The following is an 18,150-nucleotide window of genomic DNA, read 5'->3' on the forward strand; positions in this document are numbered from 1 at the left end:
TATTCCCTTTACATTCAAAAAGGTGTATCTTTTTATGCCTGTTTCAGTAGTGTTTTACTATTGTTTACAGCGCATTATGCTATGGCATTTATCAAAACAACTTTTAAACTAAAGCATAAATAATGATTAAAATAGCTTTCAAAAACCCCTATTTGGTACTGGTCTTTTCCATTATCGTAGCGGTAATTGCCGGGGTACTTATCCCTCGAATGCCTGTGGACATACTGCCGCAATTCAAAAAATCGGCGATGCAAATTATTACCCTTTATCCGGGAATGCCAGCCGAAGTAGTCGAAAAAGACATTACCAGCCGAATGGAGCGCTGGACCGGTCAGTCGCCCGGAATTGAAAAACAACTCTCTAAAAGTATTATGGGCGTTAGTGTTGTTACCAATTTTTATGGAGAAGATGTCGACCCCGCCGAAGCTATGGCAAACACTTCTTCTTATGCGGTAAGCGATATGTATTATCAGCCACCGGGAACAATGCCTCCAATGATTCAGCCTTTCGATCCTACGGCTTCAAAACCATTGATGTTACTCACCGTAAGCAGTGATGTAAAAAGCGGAAAAGAATTGTATGATGTGGCCTATTTGAACTTACGCCAGATGTTAAGCGGCGTAGAAGGTATCGTTGCTCCTGCGGCTTACGGTGGTTCCCTGCGTATGATTTATGTGTATGTTGATCCTTTAAAAATGGAAGCTTTGGGAATTTCTCAAACAGAAGTTTCGGATGCTATTCAAAAAAACACAACCATGATTCCTTCTGGAATTGCCCAAATTGGAACCATAAGTTATGGTGTAGATGCCAAAGGACTTATTGTGGATGTAAAAGATTTTGACGACATCGTAATTACGCATAAAAACGGAAAACCCATCTTTATAAAGGATATTGGACAAACCAAAGATGCCAGCGCAATTCAAACCAATATTGCCCGAGTGGACGGGAAACAGCAAGTGTATTTGCCTATTTTTAAACGTCCGGGAGCCAATACGATTGCTGCCGTAGAGGCCGTAAAAGCAGCTTTGCCAGATTTGAAAGAACGAATGCCCGAGGATGTCAAATTGAACGTAATTTTTGATCAATCTTCGTATGTAAAAAATGCAATTTCTGGTTTAGAAGATGCGGGTTTGGGCGGTTTGATTTTAGTAGTAATCATTTTGGTCTTGTTTTTAGGAAACTTTAAATCTGCATTGATTGTCGCGATCAGTTTACCACTTTCAGTTTTGTTTGCCTTTATTGTGCTGTCTATTTCGGGACAAGCTATTAACAGCATCACCTTGGGAGGATTGGCTTTAGTATTGGGACTTTTGGTGGATAATTCCATTGTAGTATTAGAAAATATCGACAAGCATTTAAAAATGGGTAAAAGTTCTAGTGTAGCAGCAAAGGATGCCGCACTAGAAGTCGCAAATCCGGTATTGGCTTCGACTTTAGTAATTATAGTCGTCTTCTTTCCGGTATTATTTTTAACAGGAATTACAAAGTTTCTTTTTTCGCCTTTAGCCATAACCGTTGCCGGAGCTATGATAGGTTCTTATCTTTTCGCTCTGACGTTGATTCCCTTGATGGCAGCTTTTTTCTATAGAAATCAATTGCCAAAATCAGATGAAAAACCAAAGAAAAACTTTTTAGGAAAATTTCAACGCTATATTGATCGGTTGGGAGAAAAATACCAAAACAGTTTACCCACAGTTCTGAAATTTAGGATGCCAATTTTAGCGATAACAATAGTGCTTTTTATTCTTTCAATTTTTATACTGAAAAATACCGGATACGAATTATTTCCGCAATCGGATGTGGGTCAAATGGAAATTATGGTACGTATGGAATCTGGTACAACCCTGCAAAATACCAATGCCACGATTGCCAAAATGGAGCAGGTTATTCGAAAGGAAACGGCTGATGATTTGGAACAAATTATTGGAAATGTAGGCGTTTTTTATGATTTGCCGGCGGCTTACACGCCAAATTCTGGAACTCAAGATGCTTTTATAGGATTACAGCTCAAAGAAAGTCATCAAACCAGTACGTTTGAATATGCTTCTCGTTTGCGAAAATTGTTTCACCAAAAATTCCCGGGAGTAGAAGTCAGTTTTAATACCGGAGGCATGATTACCGCCGCTTTGAACGAAGGAAAACCAGCTCCAATAGACATTCAGGTCAAAGGGAATGACTTAAAAGTTTTACGCCAATTGGCCGAAAACATTAGGGATACTATCGCATCACTTTCTGCCACCAGAGACGTTCGGGTGTTGCAGCGATTGGATCAGCCCGCCAAAAATATTAATATTGATCGAATAAAAGCAGCATCATTGGGCGTTGAACCCGTTGATGCAATTAAAAATATGGTTTCGAGCTTAAATTCATCTGTTACTTTCAACAAATCTTTTTGGATCGATGAACGTAACGGAAACCACTATTATGTTGGTGTTACCTATCCGGAGAGTGAAATAAACAATCAATTTGTGTTAGAAAACGTAGGTGTTGGAAGCAGTTTACAAGACAAAACCATTCCGTTTCGCAATTTTGCTAAAATTACCGATGGCTCAAACCCTGTGGAAATAAACCATCACAAGCTTACCCGTGAATTTAATGTCTACGCCAATGTAGAAGGCAAAGATGTAGGAAGTGTTTCTGATGAAATTCAAGAAATAATCAGCAATATGAATGTTCCTTTAGGTTATGAAGTCAATTTTCAGGGAGAAGTTGCTATTATTAAAGAGTCGTTTAGCAGTTTGGGAATGGGATTAGCACTGGCAGTTATACTGGCTTTTTTAATCATTACGCCACTTTTTAGATCGTTCAGAAAACCGTTAATCATCATTCTTAGCTTTCCTTTTGGGATTATAGGAGTGGCTATTTTAATGTGGATTACCGGAACTTATATGAGCATTCAAGCCATTATGGGAATTATTATGATGGTGGGAATTTCGGTTTCTTACGGAAACATTTTGGTCGATCGAATCAATGCTTTATTAATAGAATGTAAATCAAAACAAGAAGCCATTATCGAAGGATCTTCAGACCGTTTTAGACCTGTATTAATGACCGCTTCGACCACTATTTTAGGATTACTGCCAACAGCTTTAGCAACCAACCCAGGTTCAGAAGCGAATGTTCCACTAGCAATTGTAGTCATTGGCGGAACATTTATGGCTATGCTCATCACGCTTTACATTATTCCTATCTTTTATTCCCTTATCGCAAAAAATTAAAAATCATGAAATCACTATTAAATATAAAACAAGGAATCTTTCTGTTACTAGTTGGATTATTATTTTCAGCTTGCAAAAATGAAAATCAAGTCAAAAATAATTTGGATAAAAAAGTAGATAACTTTCAAAAGGTTGCGGTAGAGTTGCCTCAGAACAGATCATTTACAGCTGAGGTTTTAATCACAGGAATAGCAAAACCCAATCAAATGGTCACAATTTATGCTATGGAAAGTGGGGTCTTGTCCCGTATTTCAAAAGATATTGGGGACAAAGTTTCAAAAGGAGAAACGATTGCCGTGTTGAAAAATCCAGTATTAATACAAGAACAAATAAAGTTAAGAGCCAAATTTCAGGCAAAAAAAATAACTTATAATCGCTTAAAAACTGTTTTTGAGAAAACTCCGGCCTTAACACCAATCCAGCTCGTGGAAAGTGCCGAGGCTGACTTTTTAGTTTCAAAAGCAAGTTTAATTGCCATCGAAAGCAGGATTTCATTTCTAACGATAAAAGCACCTTTTTCCGGAATCATCAGCAAGCGTTTTGTGGATAATGGCGCAATGTTGCAAAACGGATTAGAGGAAGTGAACCCCAAAGCCATTGTTGAAATTCAGGAAGTAAATCCTGTTCGGCTCACCCTTACTGTGCCAGAATCAGATGCTGTTGCCATAAAAACCGGTGTAGGGGTGCAGGTTACTTTTCCAGAATTATCAGGTGAAACCTATACGGCAACCATTAGTAGAACTTCGGGAGTACTTGATAGTAGCTCCGGGACGATGCAAGTCGAAATCGACATAGAAAACAGCAAAGAGAAAATAATAACAGGAATGTATGCCAAAGTCTTGCTACGTATTCAAAGTAGGGCCTGTATTTTATCATTGCCTATTATTACCAAAGTAAATACTAACAATGAAGTATTTGTATTAGTAGTAGAAAACAATGTGGTAAAACGTTTGCCTGTTAAAATAGGATTGTCAGACAAGGATTATTTTGAGGTAATCAATGCCGAAATCACTCCAAAAACACAGGTTATCACAAATGGAAAAGGATTGGTAAATGAAGGACAAATTGTCACACCTATTTTAAAATAAAAAAAATGAAAATATCGAAATTAAACTTTATGAAACCAATGCGACAGCTCGTAGGAGTAGTGTTCATGGTTGTATTTTTATCCACGACACATGCGCAAGAAAAATTTCCGATAAATTTGGAAACAGTCATGCAATTATCAGGAGCAAACAGTCTTACTGTTCAGGAATATCAATTAAAATACCAATTGGCAGTTGCCGAACAAGCTAAAGCCAAAGAATGGTGGTTGCCCAATCTGTATGCCGGATTTACTACCCATTATTTAAGTGGTGCCGCAATGAATGCCGATGGCAGAATATTTACTGATGTAGAGCAAAACAATCTTTGGGCTGGATTGGGAATCAGTGCTGAAATAGATTTTAGCAAAGGCATCTACCAGACATTGGCTGCCAAACAAAAAGTACAGGCCGCCGATTATTTTAGTACTGCCGAAAAAAATAAAGCAATACTTCGGACTATTGAAGTGTATTTTGATATGCAAAACAAGCAATTAAAATATGTTTTCTTGCAGCGATTTGTCCATCAAGCCGATACTTTGTCCCAACAGTTAAAAATTCAGGTTGATGCCGGATTGCGGTATCAATCGGAATATTTATTGGCTAGCAGCAACTTCAATCACTTAAAAATTGAAATGTTTCAGGCAAAAATAGGATGGCAAAAAAAATCCGCAGTGCTGTCTAATCTTTTAAATTTGGAACAACAAACCCAGCTGATCAGTACCGAAACAAACTTACTTCCCTTGGCGTTAACTCCGATATTAACAGAAGAAAACACACTTGAAAGGCATCCTCAATATTTAGGATTACAATCAGAATTAGAAGCATTGAAAACCGAAAATAAAACAGTAAATCAAGGATTGTTGTTGCCAAAACTGCGAATTGGTGCTGACAACGGTACATTTGGGAGGTACTCGGATAATTTGTACACAACCTATCAGGTCAACGCGTCCTTGCTTTGGGATATTCCTTTTGGGCGATTTTCATACCAAGGCGATAGTAAAAAAGGAAAAGCAAGAGTTGATTTGCAGCACAATAAAGTTGCCCAATTTAAGAATCAGTATCAGCAGGAAATTACCTTGGCAACTACTGAAATTCAAATGGCAGCAGCGCAAATTCCAGTTGTAAAACAAGCATTGGCCTTTGCAACCGAAGCCGTAAATCAAAGCATTGAACGTCAAAAAATAGGAACGGCAGAACCTTTTGAAGTTTATCAGGCGCAGCAATTTAACTTACAGGCACAACTTGATTATTTAAAAATCATTTCTGATTTTAATAAAGCACAATTCGCTTTGAAAGTGGCAAAAGGAGATAATTTATAGGCCTAAAAAAAGTGCGATTAAGAAATCGTACTTTTCATGAATTAATAAGAAATCAAGCTAAAACTATTTGGATAATTTTTTTAAAAATCCTTTATCGAAAAGACAAAATAAAACACATTAGATAGAGACTAAAAAAAGGGAATTAATTTAAATTAATTCCCTTTTTTATTGGCTTTCGTAAATCGTTATTTGTATTCTTCGATTAGAACCAGCGCCATTTCATAAATATCTTTGGCTTGAAAGGTAGGATTATCCGAAAGGGAATACAACGATTGGCCTTCACGTGCTACGAAACCAGTTTGCAATCCGGCATTTATTGCGCCGGCTAAATCCCATCCGTGTGCTGCAATCATGATTATATTTTGCGGTTCTTGACCTAATTTAGTTGCTGCCCATTCATAGGTTTGTGGGTCTGGTTTGTATTTTTTAATGGTATCAATACTTAACGCAAGCTCAAATACATCTGTCAGATTTGAATTAATTAACTGTTCTTTCAGGGCATTTTCAGGCGAATTTGTCAAAGTGGCTAATCTAAAACCATTTTCTTTCAACAGCTGTAAGCCTTTTAAAACATCGGGATATGCTTTCAAATTCCGAATTACTGAGAGTGTTTTTTTAGTTTCATCTTCGGTTATCGTTTTATTCAAAGAAGTCGCTGTCATTTTGAGCATCGACGCCGCTATAGTGCTAAAATCATGGTATTGATTCGTGCAATTATCCACAAGCGAATGATGCAATACCATTCCGAACCAAATTTTGAACGCCAGCGGTTCTTCCAGTAAAGTGTTGATCGCATTCTTCAGCGGCGTCATGTCTAACAAGGTTTCATTTACATCAAAGAGGAGTACGGGTTTTGTATTTTTTAAGTTCATAGTTGGGATTTTTATATCTTTTTAAAAATTGTTGGTACTGAATTTTCTACTAGTGATTTTAAAATTATTCTGTTTTAAGAATTTGAAATTGTTGGTGTTTTTCTTGGTTTATTTCTTTTGATAAGAAGTTTTGCAATTTGAATTCCTGCCAAAACCAAAAACAATAAAGCAAAAATAACATTTAGATACTGATTTATTTCAATTTTATTTTCAATTAGTACCTGTTTTCCAAAATGAGCAAATAACAGCATGCCTATTGATGTACCTGCCATGGCTCCGATAATAAAAATACTGTTGTCCTTGCAACGGGGATCTAATTTTTTAGTTCCAAAGAGGTAGATGTAAATTCCCGACCAATACGGCCATTGAATAAAATTAAAACTATTCAAAAGTAACCCTAAAATAAAAGGAAACTGTGCCAAGCGAAGTTGCGCCAAGGTAAAATTTTTATCAGAGCCAATGTTTACCAAAAAATAAAAGGCTATTCCTGTAAAGAAAATAATCGTAAAGACTTCAATAAACAGCAATAATTGTTTTTGTTTTACGAGCCATTTTGCACCAAGACTAACTGCTTTTAAAACAAAAAACTCAATAAATACAATTCCTGAAATAAAGGAAATAACTGCTGAGCTTCCTTGTTCCAATAAAATTTGTAGACTTATGACATTGATGTAACCCAATGGCAAAGCACCCATCAAACTGATGCCAAATCCTAACAAAAAAGGATTGTTTTTAGGAATGTATTTGTCTAATAGCTTCATTTGGACTTTCTTTTTTTTATTTCTAAGAAAAGGGTTTGTTAATTGTTTTTTCTTTGGCTAAGCTATATTAATCGTTGTCTAAATAAAGAGACAGAAGTTTTTTTGTTTCCTGACAGAAATGAAAGTTTTTTGTTTCACAATCTCTATATTTATTCAAATTTAAATTTAATGACTTTATAACATTAGATCGATATTCTTAACGCAAAATACAAATTGGGTAATGCAACTGAACATACTTTTAGAGGTGTTTTTTATAAACGAAATTTTCCCTTTTCATGATGTCGGTATTGTTTCCGCCAATGACAAAGTATTGGTTTTACAATAGGATTAAAGCTTTGTTAGTGGCTTTGAATTGCTACATTATTGGTTATCAGACGGCTCGAAAATGGCTCAAAGACCGCAAGGAAAGAAAGCTGGAGTTTGACGATATTGCTCATTATCAAAAAATTATCGTTGCCTTAACTGAAACGGATCAATTGATGACAGCGATTTATAAAATAGGGATCGAGTACGTTTAAAAAAGCAACCGCATTAAAACCGCTTGAGCTAAAGCAAGTTCATCCGACATTAGAGCAAAATTAGAGACAAAACCTCCATTGACTGCTACTATTATGAAAGTCATATAACTTGGTACTAGTAATGCCGTTATGATAGAAAGTTTTAAATCTGCGGTTTTCATAGTTATTTTGAAATATGATTATTTAAAAAAAACCAATGCAGTATTGAAACGGCATTGGTTTTTTTGAAAGGAGAATATTTTTATTTTTTCCATACTCTTCCTGCAAAAGCATCATCTAGTACTGGATTTGTGTTGTGGTTGGAATAGTTGCTGATTGTTTTTACCGCTATTCCGGCAATAATCCCTAAAACATGCGCTTCGGTATACCCTACAGCTAAAAATTCATCAACTTCATCTTGTTCAACATTTCCGCGGTTTACGGTAAGCGAACGCGTAAGTTTTGACAAAGCGGCTAGTTTTAGATCTGGAACTTGTTTTCCGTCACGGATGGCATTGGTTACGTCGGTCGGAACTTTTGACATTTTATCTGCAATAAAACTGTGTGCTGCGGTGCAATATTCACAATTATTTTCATAAGCCACCGAAAGAAAAACAACTTCTTGTTCGACAGAATTAAAACCGGAATTAGCTCTAAAACTATTGTAACCGTAAATATAGGTATCTAAGAGCGCTGGATTTTGTCCCATGCTTTTGTACATATTAGGGACAAAACCTAGTGTTTTTTGAGTGTTGTCAAAAATTGCTTGAGATATTGGAGAAACTGGATTATTTTCTAATTTTAAATGTGCCATAATTTTTGTTTTTATATTAATTAGGATTTGTTATTTATAGGACAAAGGTGTAACTAAAACTGAACTTTAACTTTTGTAATTCGGTCAACTATTTGGCTATTTGGTTCAATCGGAAATTCGATGGTGTTTGACGGTATTTTTCATGGAAAAGTGTCGAAAAATTGGCTAAATTGTTGAAACCACAATCAAAAGCAATGTTTGTAATGCGTTCATCTGAAATCGATAAAAGTTCGGCCGCTTTTTCTAATTTTTTATTTCGAATATAATTCGCCGGACTATCAGTGTAATTTTTTTTGAATTCTCGTTTAAAGGAGGAAAGACTTAAATTCGTCAATTGCGCCAGTTCATCAATGGTTATGTGTTGATAAAAATAGCTTTCTACAACTTGTTTGAATGTAAAACTGGTAGGCGAAAAAAGTTGAGATAAAATTTGTTGAATAACAGGCGCATTTTTGGTTTGGCACAATAACAAAATGATTTCTTTTAATTTGAGGACTAATAAGTCTTCATTGATAAGTATGGGATTGTCAAAGTAAAACAGCAGACCTTCAATGTATTTTTGAATTAGAAAATCAGTATTGATATGGGTTACATCAATAGTTTGATTGATCAATTTTGGTTGCTGAAAAATCTTAGGCAAATCGGTTTCGTAAATTTTTTTGAGTATTTCGGGATGAAAATGAACAAATACGATCTGACTATTTTTAGAAAGCGTATTGCCTTTCATTTGACTGAAATAAGTACCACATTTGAGTAAAACAGCTTCATTTTCGGGTACGGAGATACTTTTCTGTTGTGTTTTGTAGTCTATTTGCCCTTCGAGCATGTATAGAAAACAAGCCTCATTAGGCACTGGATTTGGAATTTTGAAAGGTGCTTCGATTGTCACTTTTTCGAAAATTATATTTCCGAATAGTTGGTATTGTTTTCTTTCTGTAATCATTGTAATGGTGTTAAAAGTAAAAAATGACAGTTTCATTATTTTGTTCTTGACAAAAAAAGTAACATTGTGATACGTTAAAGTAGCATTTTTAATTTATCTGTTTCGCAGTTTAAACTTTTTCAGGATTTTGATTTGCTGTTTTTTGGCTTTTGAGACTCTTTTGGTGAGGTAAAACAATATAAAATTTAGATTTTAATTTTAAATGGTCTCCTCTTATAGGATTACTATCTTTCTTTGATCGCATTGAAACGGCCGCTACGAAACAAATTATGGGGTTCAGCGCTTCATATTTTTGGTATAAAGCTAGGAGTCAATTTTTTAAGATTTTCTTTTGGATTATAGGTTCTGTTTTAAACTAAAGTACCCATGAATCAGCCCTTTAATTCCTGAGAAGAAAACTGAAAAACTAAGCTTCTTTTATTGCTTCAATAATTTTAGCTTTTTTATCTTCTGGCAATTTTACGGTTATTATCGCGCTTCCAGTAAACCATTTACAAATGATACTGTCAATTATTTTTGATTGGTTTTCGTATGCACTACAGGTTTTACACATGGTTTTGTGCACTTGTAATTGCATTTTTTCTTTGACAGATAATGCTGTTAACAGTTGCTTGTCCATTAGCTCTGTTGTTTTCTTACAAGAGTTTACAATCAGATTCATTACTTTTTGCATCAGTGTTTTATTATAATTATTGTACTATTTAGCGCATCCATTTCAGTTCTAAACATTTTTTTAATAATAGTTTAGCCCTATGAACTATCTGCCAATAATTAGACACGGTTATTTCTAATTCCTGACAAATTTCTTCGGCATTTTTATCTGTTAAGTATTTGGAAGTTAGAGCATATTTCCATTTTTGAGGCAATTCGTCCATACAGTTCTGCATAACTTTATTGAACTCAGGATTGTCTAGTAACTCTTCTTCCTGATCCCAAATAGGGTTTATTTCGTTGCTCTTCCAATTTTCGGTTTCGTTGAATAATCCATCGGAAAGTTCATAGCCGCTATTTTCGGTTAAATGGAACGTTTGTTTTGTAGTTTGTGCACTCAATCGATAATAATCGATCACTTTATGGTTTAGAATAGCAAACAACCAGGTTTTAGGATGGCTTCTCCCTTGAAAAGTTTCCAGTTTATGAAATGCGGACAAAAAAGTTTCCTGTACCAAATCTTCGGCAGTTTGCTTTGAAGAGGTTTTGTATAATGCCCATGAAAAAAGTTCGTCTCCGAATTGATTGACCCATTTTTCGAGAACGGTTTTAGAATTTTCTTTGATAATTTCCATAAATAATTGTTACCGTTGTTTTAGAATTTCAAAGATACTGTTTTTTTAGAGCCCAAAAAGATACTGTTTTCAAATTGCAAGAAGAGAAATACAGCAGCATATTCAAAACCGATTAACAAAAAGTTCTCTTTGAAAACTGGGTTGGTGTAGGCACTATAACTTAAAATGACGGTTAAACTCCAAACCAATGGAAAATTGAATTTGGTAAAAATACCCATTAAAACTAAATTAATAATATACCATGGGTGAACAGTTGTGGAAGTAAAAAAATAGAGAGACAGAACGAGTAAAAAACTTTGGAAAAGATTCAACGTGCTACCGTTTTTACCATAAAACGATGTGTACAGTATAAACAAAATCATCAGGAACGGAATGATCTTTCCTGTTATTTGTATGGTATTGTACCCGGTAATCCAAAAACCAATTTCACGGATAAGATAATAAATACTGGCATTGAATTCAAAATTAGTAAACCAAAGACCAATTGTTTTGGAATAATTTCCAATAAGTTCAGGAGATACGAACGGCAAGAATAACAATGCGTTTACTCCAATAACAATGCTGTAAAAACCGACACTTTTTTTCCAACCCAGTTTATGAAAAAATAAAGGCAACAGCAGTAGCGGCAATAACTTGATTGAAATTGATGTGGCTAATAACAATGCTGCTACTTTCCACTTGTTTTGATGCAATAAGTACATGCTCCAAACAAAAAAGAAACCCATTACACCTTCAAAATGCAAGTTTCCCGTGAGTTCAATAATGACTAATGGATTTAAGAGGTACCAAAAAACCCGGTGTTTTTCTAATCCTAATGTAGTCAATAATTTACTTCCAAAATAAAATGTTCCAAAATCAGCAGCGATGATTAGCGTTCGAAGAACAACAGCTGCGCCAATAATAGAGTTGGTACTCAAAAAGCCTGCGATCATAAAAATTAATTGATTGATTGGCGGATAATTGGAGTAGTGGGAAGCACTTAAAGTCCCCATGCCGTTCTTTAATTCTTGTGCTTGAGAAAGTACAAAATCAGGGTTTGCGATCAAATCTTTTGGCAAATGTATGTACGGATTTAACCCTTGTAAAATCAATCTTCCGTCCCAAATAAAGCGGAAATAATCTTGAGATAAATTGGGCAAAGCCAAAATAAAAGTCAATCGAAGTAACAATGCAGCTCCAATTAGAAAAGGCAAATTATCCTTTTGAAAACGAATAATTTGGTACGCCAAAAGAAACAAAAAACAGTATGAAACAACCAAAGAAACAAACTCGGTTCGCTGCAGTCCATAACCAATATAGCCATAAACCAGACTGCTTACAATTAGAAAGAAGTATGATTTTATAGTATTTGAAAGAGTGAAACTCATTTGGTATCAGCAATAGATTTAAGGAATACAAAGCCGAAACCACAAAACAGCATGAGATGTAATAGCAACAAACTATAATCGTTGAGCGTAAAACTACTATAAATCCCGAAAAGAAAATAGGCAGACAAAATTCCTTCGGCGAGTACTTTTTTGGAGATTTTTTTCGAAATATAGGTATTTTTCTGCCAATGGTCTTTTTGATCTTCGATATTTAATTTTGGAGTTCTGATAAATTCACTTTTTTTACCCCATAAACCTTCTAAAACGGCTATTGTATTGTTAAATGAAAAGCCTAGGGCAATGACATAAAAAGTTAAAAATGATTGGATAAATTTAAAAAAATTATTTCCTTGCGTGTTTTTGAACGCTATCCAGTAATAGAAGAAAAAGATTATCGTTGTAATGATAAAAAACAACATGGCATCAAAAAAGGTTTGAAGAGCTGCGTAGTTTGATTTGATGTATAAAACGGGAACGCTCAATAAAGCCATGACAAAAATAGCAAGAAATAGTGAACTATTCATAAGATGTAAAATACCGTGAATTTTATTTTTTGTAGTCATTGTTTTGGCTGTTATGATTCTAAAAAACATTTTTCTGAGATTTTCTGCGCCTCCTTTATTCCATCGAAATTGTTGTGAACGCGCGGCACTAATTATTGCCGGTAGTTCAGCAGGGGTTACAATATGTTCTAAGTACTTGAATTTCCATTTTTTTAATTGAGCACGATAACTTAAATCCAGATCTTCTGTCAGGGTATCACTTTCCCAATTTCCGGCATCAAGAATACATTCTTTTCGCCAAACTCCGGCCGTTCCATTGAAATTTATAAAATGGGTTTGTGAACTGCGTCCGACTTGCTCCAAGGTAAAATGAGCGTCAAGTGCAAATGCTTGTATTTTTGTTAAAACAGAATAATCACGGTTCAGATGTCCCCAACGGGTTTGTACTACACCAATCCTTTGATCCTTAAAATAAGGAATGGTTTGCAGAAGCCAGTCTTTTTGAGGTACAAAATCGGCGTCAAAAATCGCAACAAATGCCCCTTTGGCAGAGATTAAGCCTTCTTTTAAGGCACCAGCTTTGAAGCCCGTTCGATTGGTTCTACAGAGGTACTTGATATTTAATCCATTTTGAGACAGCTCTGCAACTACCTGTTTTGTGATTAGAATACTGTCATCATCGCTGTCGTCTAGGACTTGAATTTCTAGTTTTTCCTGAGGATATTCAAGTTTTGCAATGGTGCGTAGTAATCGTTCCACTACATATTTTTCATTAAATAGAGGTAGTTGAATGGTTACAAACGGAATTTCAGAAGGATTTGTAAAATCAAATTTTTCAGAATGGTCAATTTGTTTTTTACTTTTTAAATAATTGATAAGTAAGTTTAATTGTGCTAGGCCGTAGACAAAAATGATCACAATAGCGAAACTGAATACGAAAAGGATTAGGTAAGAAAGTAGCAACATTTTATTTAAAAGTATATTTAAAAATCCAACTTATTATTTTTATCCCAGCCAACACGGTTCCTTTGATTGTTCCAGAAACTTTAGAAACGCCAATTCTATTTTTATAACGAACGGGAATTTCGATATAGGTAAAATTCTGTTTTAGAATTTTCAATTGCATTTCAACTGTCCATCCATAAGTTTTATCTTCCATTTGCAAAACTAAAAGCGTTTCGTATTTTATGGCTCTAAAAGGACCTAAATCAGTAAATTTTGAACTAAAAAGTAATTTCATCAAGAAGCAGGCTAGCCAATTTCCAAAAACTTGTTGTGGAGTCATAGATCCTCTTTCTCGCAGAGTAGCGCCTCTGGAACCAATAACAAAATCAATATTTTTATCGATAATAGGAGCGACTAATTGCGTTAATTCTTCAGGGAAATCAGAAAAATCGCCATCAAGAAAAACCACTATGTCAGGCTTTATTTCCTGATTTGAAAGGTATTCCAGTCCTTTCAAACAGGCATAACCATATCCCATTTTCTTTTCGGCAAGAACTGTTGCTCCGGCATTTTTGGCAACATTACTAGTATTATCTGTAGAATTGTTGCTGATAACAATTATTTCAGAGACATCCTTGGGAATGGCAGCAATCACCTTTGCAATAGCTTTTTCTTCGTTATAAGCGGGAATGATTACTTTAATAATTGCCATTTACTATTTATTATTTAGTAATTCCATCAAATTCACATCGTTCCCCAATAAAATTTCATTGGTGTTTATTCTTCCGGCAGGAGAGTCATTTTCTAGTTTTAAAACACCACGAGGACAAACGGCAGAACAAATTCCACAACCCACACATGAAGAACGAACTATATTTTCGCCTTTTTGAGCATAGCTACGAACGTCAATTCCCATTTCGCAATGTATAGTGCAATTCCCACAGGAAATACATTGACCGCCATTAGTTGTAATTCGGAATTTAGAGAACAAACGTTGTTGCAATCCTAGAATTGCTGCCATTGGACAACCAAAACGACACCAAACCCGATTTCCCAATAATGGATAAAAACCCACACCAATAACGCCACTAAAAGCGGCACCAATAGCAAAACCATACCATTCACGAAGCGAATTACTGTCGATAAAAAGGATATTTTGATTTCCTGAAAAGAAATTTACCAAGATAGAAATAATGATTATTGCAACCAAGGAAAGCATCGTAAATTTAGCATCAGCATCTAAATCATTGCGTTTGAAAATATATAAAATTCCTGTAAAAACTATCAAAAAAGCCACAATACCGTAGATAAATTGGTCTTTAGTAATAAAACTCATTTCTGGATTATTGGATAAAAATGTAAATAGTACGGCTATGGTCATCACAAATGAAAACACTAAAACCAAATGGATCATCCAGCGTTCTAATTTCCAAACTTTTTGTGTCGAATTTGACAAATGACGGAAACTATCGCCAGCGGTTTCAGCCAATCCACCACATCCGCAAACCCAAGAGCAATACCAGCGTTTACCATAGAAATAGGTCAAAATTGGAGAAATTATGAATATCATAGCAATTCCAAAAATTAACATAAACATTCCCAAATTGCCACCATTCAGTAATGCTTTTAAATGCCAATCATTAAAAAAATAATAGTTCAGAGGCCACATGTTTTTAATGTCTTTGGCAAAATAAGCCTTCTCCGGATTTAGTTTTTCGAGAATTTCAGGTATCAAAAAAGCGAAACCCAATTGAAAAAACATGACCGATATGGTTCGTACCAACTGGTATTTATTATGACGGTATTTCAAAATGAATTTGTATCCCAAGCCCACTATGGCCATGGTGTAGAATGTTCCGTACACAAACCACTGGCTGGCTGGTTTTCCGTTCAAAAGCAAACTAAAAGGATCAAAAAAACCAATAATTCCATTGTTTACAGTTCCATTTTCTCCCAGACCTAAATATTTTGGAAACCAATAAAGAACAACATAAAAGAGAGTCAACACAATGCCAATACACCAAGCAAATGTTCCTCTGTTAGTCAACGATTGATGAAAAAGTCCATTGTTACTGATGCCTTTTGGTCGTTTTAGATAAGTTGCGTTGGCGTAAAAACAATACCACCCAATATGGCTACTATTGAAATAGTCAACCAAAGTGTTTTATTGGGAAATGAAACATTAAATAAAGCTAATGCCAAAATAAAAAGCCCAATAAAACCAGCTGCTAAACCTAGCTTTTGAACGCTGTTTAATTCATTATTCTGATGTGAAGCTAGTGAACTATTTTTTATTGATTTGCTCATTGTTGTATTTTTTGGATCCCTTCGAATTGGGTTCTAAATTGTTTTTTGATTTCTTTTTCGTGAGCCGTAAAAAATTCTGGATCGAAATTGGCTTTCGCCAAATGATGAATTACATAATCTACGGTTTGATTATCGGTAAGAATTTTGTCAAAAAACTCATGTCGCATTCGAATTCCAAAAGTATTAATACCTAAAAATACCCTTGTTTCTTTGTGAAACGAAATGCGAATGGCTTTTTTGCCATCAGTATGTTCCCAATAAAATTGCTTTTCGTAATCTTTAGGTTTTGCCCAGACCCATCCGTAGGTTTGGTATTCAATGTCTAAAAATTTTGCGGAGTTGAACCAATGTCCAGGATTATATTGTATTGGATTTCCGGTCAATGTTTGTGCGAGCGCTTCGGCCATCATTCTACCAGTGTACCACACCGCTTCAATGGGGCGCCGCAAGCCAATGGCTGCGTGTTGTTCGGCACAATCTCCAATGGCAAAAATGTCTTTAATGTTGGTTTCTAAAAAACGATTTACTTTTACACCATGACCTAATTCAATTCCAGAATTTTTAAGAAAATCAATATTTGGAGAAACGCCTGCGGTTAAACCCACAATTTGACATTCTATTGTCTCGTTTTTATCGGTTACGATGGCTCTAGCGTGGCCTTTTTCATCGGATAAGATTTTGACTAAATTGGTTTCTAAACGTAAATCAATTTCATGCTCGATAATGTGTCGATTGATGATTTGGCTTTCGCCGAAAGGTAAAATACCATCCCAAAAACTTTTTTCACGAACCAGAAAAGTAACAGGAATATCTCGGGAACGGAGCATTTCGGCGAGTTCAATTCCAATTAAACCGCCGCCAACAATTACCGCTCGTTTCGTAGTAGGTGCCCATTTTTCCAAATGGTCTAAATCTTGTTTGCTATACAAACCTGTTACTCCGCTAAAGTTTTGACCAGGCCAGCCAAATTTATTTGGTTTTGAACCAGTTGCAAGGACCAATTTGTCAAACCTAATGGTTGAATTGTCGGACAACAATAGTGCTTTTTCTTTTGGAAAAACTTCATCCACACTCTTGTGAATTAAGTCGATATTGTTTTTCTTCCAAAAGTCATTTTCATAAGGTTGAGTATGTTCAAATTTCAAATGGCCCATAAACACATACATCAAAGCAGTTCTCGAGAAGAAAAATTCAGTCTCTGAAGAAATAATGGTGATTTTTGAATTCGATTTTGTCCGAATGTGACGCGCGAGTGTAGCACCTGAAATTCCGTTACCAATGATGACTATGTCTTCCATATTAATCTAATTTGGTGCTAGTGTAGTCGAAAAAAAAAGAAAATCTGACTATTGAGTTAAAATAATAAGTGATCACGACAAAATATTTCTATTTCGTTTTAAAATTAGCTCCCGGCCTAAAAGTGTCTTTGTCAACTGAAACGAATTGGATATCAGATAATGTTGCTTTTCCAATTTCTTTCGTAAGACCTTCTTCTTTTTTCCATTCCCAAAACAACCATTTTGTCGCAATTGGAACACCATCTACCTCTTCATACTCTAAATATTGGATGGCATGAGGGTTTTTTTCGGCTTCTTCTTTATTTCCTTTTACTGTTACAATATAAGCTGCTTTTTCAATTAAATTATCAGATTTTTTCGCATAAACAACATACCAATCATCTGGTGCGTCCCCAGTTCCGGATTCGAAAGTTAATTTTTGAGTCAAATAATCATTATGATCAATTTCTTTATTTTCATAAGGATTCCATTTGGTACCGCGATCGCTTAGTTTAAAAGGGAAAAGAAAAAAGTACTCCCATGTAAAGGCATCAAAGCGAACGGATTCCTCGTTAGGAATAGCAGCTGAATAGAAAACTTTATCTTGGTCAAATATGATTTTCGATTTATTTTTAAACTCTAATACGCCTTTGCTTGAATTCGTGAGTACAATCATTTTAGCATTTAGCCTTTCTTTCCCCCCAAATTCTAATTTGATATTGAATTGAATGGCTTCTTTTGAAAGGAATTGCTGCTTATGATGCGCAAATTCGATTTTGTCTGTAAAATCTTGTTTTTCAGTTGTTGATTTACAGCCCATAAAAGCAAGTGTGGACAGTATGGCAGTAGCGAGTAATTTTTTCATTGTTTTCTCTTTAGTATTTAGTTCTATTTGTGTTCAATTCTATGAAAATTTATATTCAAAATTGAAGTATTATAAAAGCAAAGCAGCTATT

At 35.1% G+C, this 18,150-nt stretch carries 16 protein-coding genes and 1 pseudogene; 4 read left to right on the forward strand and 13 right to left on the reverse strand.

Annotated elements, in window-relative coordinates; genetic code table 11:
- The first annotated feature begins 122 nt into the window (after positions 1–122).
- The 3 genes from EKM00_RS00230 to EKM00_RS00240 are packed head-to-tail and all read left to right on the forward strand — an operon-like array spanning position 123 to position 5,622.
- On the forward strand, positions 123–3,218 hold the full coding sequence (locus EKM00_RS00230) for an efflux RND transporter permease subunit (RefSeq protein WP_126514833.1): 3,096 nt from the start codon (positions 123–125) through the stop codon (positions 3,216–3,218).
- Between the two features lie 5 nt (positions 3,219–3,223).
- On the forward strand, positions 3,224–4,306 hold the full coding sequence (locus EKM00_RS00235) for an efflux RND transporter periplasmic adaptor subunit (RefSeq protein WP_126514834.1): 1,083 nt from the start codon (positions 3,224–3,226) through the stop codon (positions 4,304–4,306).
- Between the two features lie 5 nt (positions 4,307–4,311).
- Entirely contained in the window at positions 4,312–5,622 is a 1,311-nt protein-coding gene (locus EKM00_RS00240) for a TolC family protein (protein WP_126514835.1), read from the forward strand.
- A gap of 185 nt (positions 5,623–5,807) precedes the next feature.
- Here EKM00_RS00240 and EKM00_RS00245 read toward each other — a convergent pair whose 3' ends face one another.
- Together EKM00_RS00245 and EKM00_RS00250 are read right to left on the reverse strand one after the other, a co-directional pair.
- Positions 5,808–6,494, reverse strand: a complete 687-nt coding sequence (locus EKM00_RS00245) for a haloacid dehalogenase type II (RefSeq protein ID WP_126514836.1) — start codon at positions 6,492–6,494, stop codon at positions 5,808–5,810.
- Positions 6,495–6,568: 74 nt separating this feature from the next.
- On the reverse strand, positions 6,569–7,255 hold the full coding sequence (locus tag EKM00_RS00250) for a hypothetical protein (protein ID WP_126514837.1): 687 nt from the start codon (positions 7,253–7,255) through the stop codon (positions 6,569–6,571).
- 275 nt (positions 7,256–7,530) lie between these two features.
- On the opposite strand from EKM00_RS00250, the gene EKM00_RS00255 reads away from it, so the two are divergent.
- A complete protein-coding gene (locus tag EKM00_RS00255) occupies positions 7,531–7,773 on the forward strand; it encodes a hypothetical protein (RefSeq protein WP_126514838.1) in 243 nt (80 codons plus the stop codon).
- On the opposite strand, the gene EKM00_RS14670 is transcribed toward EKM00_RS00255, so the two are convergent.
- The 11 genes and pseudogenes from EKM00_RS14670 to EKM00_RS00305 all read right to left on the reverse strand — a co-directional run bounded on the left by EKM00_RS14670 (position 7,770) and on the right by EKM00_RS00305 (position 18,059).
- Complete coding sequence (locus tag EKM00_RS14670) at positions 7,770–7,934, reverse strand: hypothetical protein (protein WP_158614710.1); 165 nt, start codon at positions 7,932–7,934, stop codon at positions 7,770–7,772. The two genes, EKM00_RS00255 and EKM00_RS14670, sit on opposite strands and share 4 nt — an antisense overlap.
- An 80-nt stretch (positions 7,935–8,014) precedes the next feature.
- On the reverse strand, positions 8,015–8,566 hold the full coding sequence (locus tag EKM00_RS00260) for a carboxymuconolactone decarboxylase family protein (protein WP_126514839.1): 552 nt from the start codon (positions 8,564–8,566) through the stop codon (positions 8,015–8,017).
- An 88-nt stretch (positions 8,567–8,654) separates the two neighbouring features.
- Positions 8,655–9,509 (reverse strand): helix-turn-helix transcriptional regulator, encoded by an 855-nt coding sequence (locus EKM00_RS00265; RefSeq protein WP_126514840.1) that lies wholly within the window; start codon positions 9,507–9,509, stop codon positions 8,655–8,657.
- A gap of 406 nt (positions 9,510–9,915) precedes the next feature.
- Positions 9,916–10,182 carry a hypothetical protein gene (locus tag EKM00_RS00270; protein WP_126451485.1) on the reverse strand — a complete coding sequence of 89 codons (267 nt, stop codon included), beginning with the start codon at positions 10,180–10,182 and terminating at the stop codon, positions 9,916–9,918.
- A 28-nt stretch (positions 10,183–10,210) separates the two neighbouring features.
- Complete coding sequence (locus EKM00_RS00275) at positions 10,211–10,795, reverse strand: sigma-70 family RNA polymerase sigma factor (protein ID WP_126514841.1); 585 nt, start codon at positions 10,793–10,795, stop codon at positions 10,211–10,213.
- Between the two features lie 20 nt (positions 10,796–10,815).
- Positions 10,816–12,162, reverse strand: coding sequence for a mannosyltransferase (locus tag EKM00_RS00280; RefSeq protein ID WP_126514842.1), 1,347 nt, complete (start codon positions 12,160–12,162; stop codon positions 10,816–10,818).
- Entirely contained in the window at positions 12,159–13,631 is a 1,473-nt protein-coding gene (locus EKM00_RS00285; protein WP_199734565.1) for a cellulose synthase family protein, read from the reverse strand. The genes EKM00_RS00280 and EKM00_RS00285 overlap by 4 nt, the downstream gene beginning before the upstream one ends.
- Before the next feature lies 1 nt (position 13,632).
- Complete coding sequence (locus tag EKM00_RS00290) at positions 13,633–14,322, reverse strand: glycosyltransferase family 2 protein (protein ID WP_126514843.1); 690 nt, start codon at positions 14,320–14,322, stop codon at positions 13,633–13,635.
- Positions 14,323–14,325: 3 nt separating this feature from the next.
- Positions 14,326–15,917, reverse strand: a pseudogene (locus EKM00_RS00295) (4Fe-4S binding protein).
- The gene (locus EKM00_RS00300; RefSeq protein ID WP_126451490.1) at positions 15,914–17,215 is read right to left on the reverse strand and encodes an NAD(P)/FAD-dependent oxidoreductase; all 1,302 of its coding nucleotides are present in this window, start codon (positions 17,213–17,215) and stop codon (positions 15,914–15,916) included. Before EKM00_RS00300 ends, EKM00_RS00295 begins: the two are co-directional and overlap by 4 nt.
- An 88-nt stretch (positions 17,216–17,303) precedes the next feature.
- The gene (locus EKM00_RS00305) at positions 17,304–18,059 is read right to left on the reverse strand and encodes a hypothetical protein (protein WP_126514844.1); all 756 of its coding nucleotides are present in this window, start codon (positions 18,057–18,059) and stop codon (positions 17,304–17,306) included.
- Positions 18,060–18,150 lie beyond the last annotated feature (91 nt).

Origin of the sequence: Flavobacterium sp. RSP15, assembly GCF_003968755.1 — a bacterium.
In the GTDB taxonomy this organism is placed as follows: Bacteria; Bacteroidota; Bacteroidia; order Flavobacteriales; family Flavobacteriaceae; genus Flavobacterium.

What these genes read in the sequence shown, in the direction of transcription:
- EKM00_RS00230 (WP_126514833.1), top strand. Translation starts at nt 123, where the DNA reads ATGATTAAAATAGCTTTCAAAAACCCCTATTTGGTACTGGTCTTTTCC.
- EKM00_RS00235 (WP_126514834.1), top strand. Translation starts at nt 3,224, where the DNA reads ATGAAATCACTATTAAATATAAAACAAGGAATCTTTCTGTTACTAGTT.
- EKM00_RS00240 (WP_126514835.1), top strand. Translation starts at nt 4,312, where the DNA reads ATGAAAATATCGAAATTAAACTTTATGAAACCAATGCGACAGCTCGTA.
- EKM00_RS00245 (WP_126514836.1), bottom strand. Translation starts at nt 6,494, where the DNA reads ATGAACTTAAAAAATACAAAACCCGTACTCCTCTTTGATGTAAATGAA.
- EKM00_RS00250 (WP_126514837.1), bottom strand. Translation starts at nt 7,255, where the DNA reads ATGAAGCTATTAGACAAATACATTCCTAAAAACAATCCTTTTTTGTTA.
- EKM00_RS00255 (WP_126514838.1), top strand. Translation starts at nt 7,531, where the DNA reads ATGATGTCGGTATTGTTTCCGCCAATGACAAAGTATTGGTTTTACAAT.
- EKM00_RS14670 (WP_158614710.1), bottom strand. Translation starts at nt 7,934, where the DNA reads ATGAAAACCGCAGATTTAAAACTTTCTATCATAACGGCATTACTAGTA.
- EKM00_RS00260 (WP_126514839.1), bottom strand. Translation starts at nt 8,566, where the DNA reads ATGGCACATTTAAAATTAGAAAATAATCCAGTTTCTCCAATATCTCAA.
- EKM00_RS00265 (WP_126514840.1), bottom strand. Translation starts at nt 9,509, where the DNA reads ATGATTACAGAAAGAAAACAATACCAACTATTCGGAAATATAATTTTC.
- EKM00_RS00270 (WP_126451485.1), bottom strand. Translation starts at nt 10,182, where the DNA reads ATGCAAAAAGTAATGAATCTGATTGTAAACTCTTGTAAGAAAACAACA.
- EKM00_RS00275 (WP_126514841.1), bottom strand. Translation starts at nt 10,795, where the DNA reads ATGGAAATTATCAAAGAAAATTCTAAAACCGTTCTCGAAAAATGGGTC.
- EKM00_RS00280 (WP_126514842.1), bottom strand. Translation starts at nt 12,162, where the DNA reads ATGAGTTTCACTCTTTCAAATACTATAAAATCATACTTCTTTCTAATT.
- EKM00_RS00285 (WP_199734565.1), bottom strand. Translation starts at nt 13,631, where the DNA reads ATGTTGCTACTTTCTTACCTAATCCTTTTCGTATTCAGTTTCGCTATT.
- EKM00_RS00290 (WP_126514843.1), bottom strand. Translation starts at nt 14,322, where the DNA reads ATGGCAATTATTAAAGTAATCATTCCCGCTTATAACGAAGAAAAAGCT.
- EKM00_RS00300 (WP_126451490.1), bottom strand. Translation starts at nt 17,215, where the DNA reads ATGGAAGACATAGTCATCATTGGTAACGGAATTTCAGGTGCTACACTC.
- EKM00_RS00305 (WP_126514844.1), bottom strand. Translation starts at nt 18,059, where the DNA reads ATGAAAAAATTACTCGCTACTGCCATACTGTCCACACTTGCTTTTATG.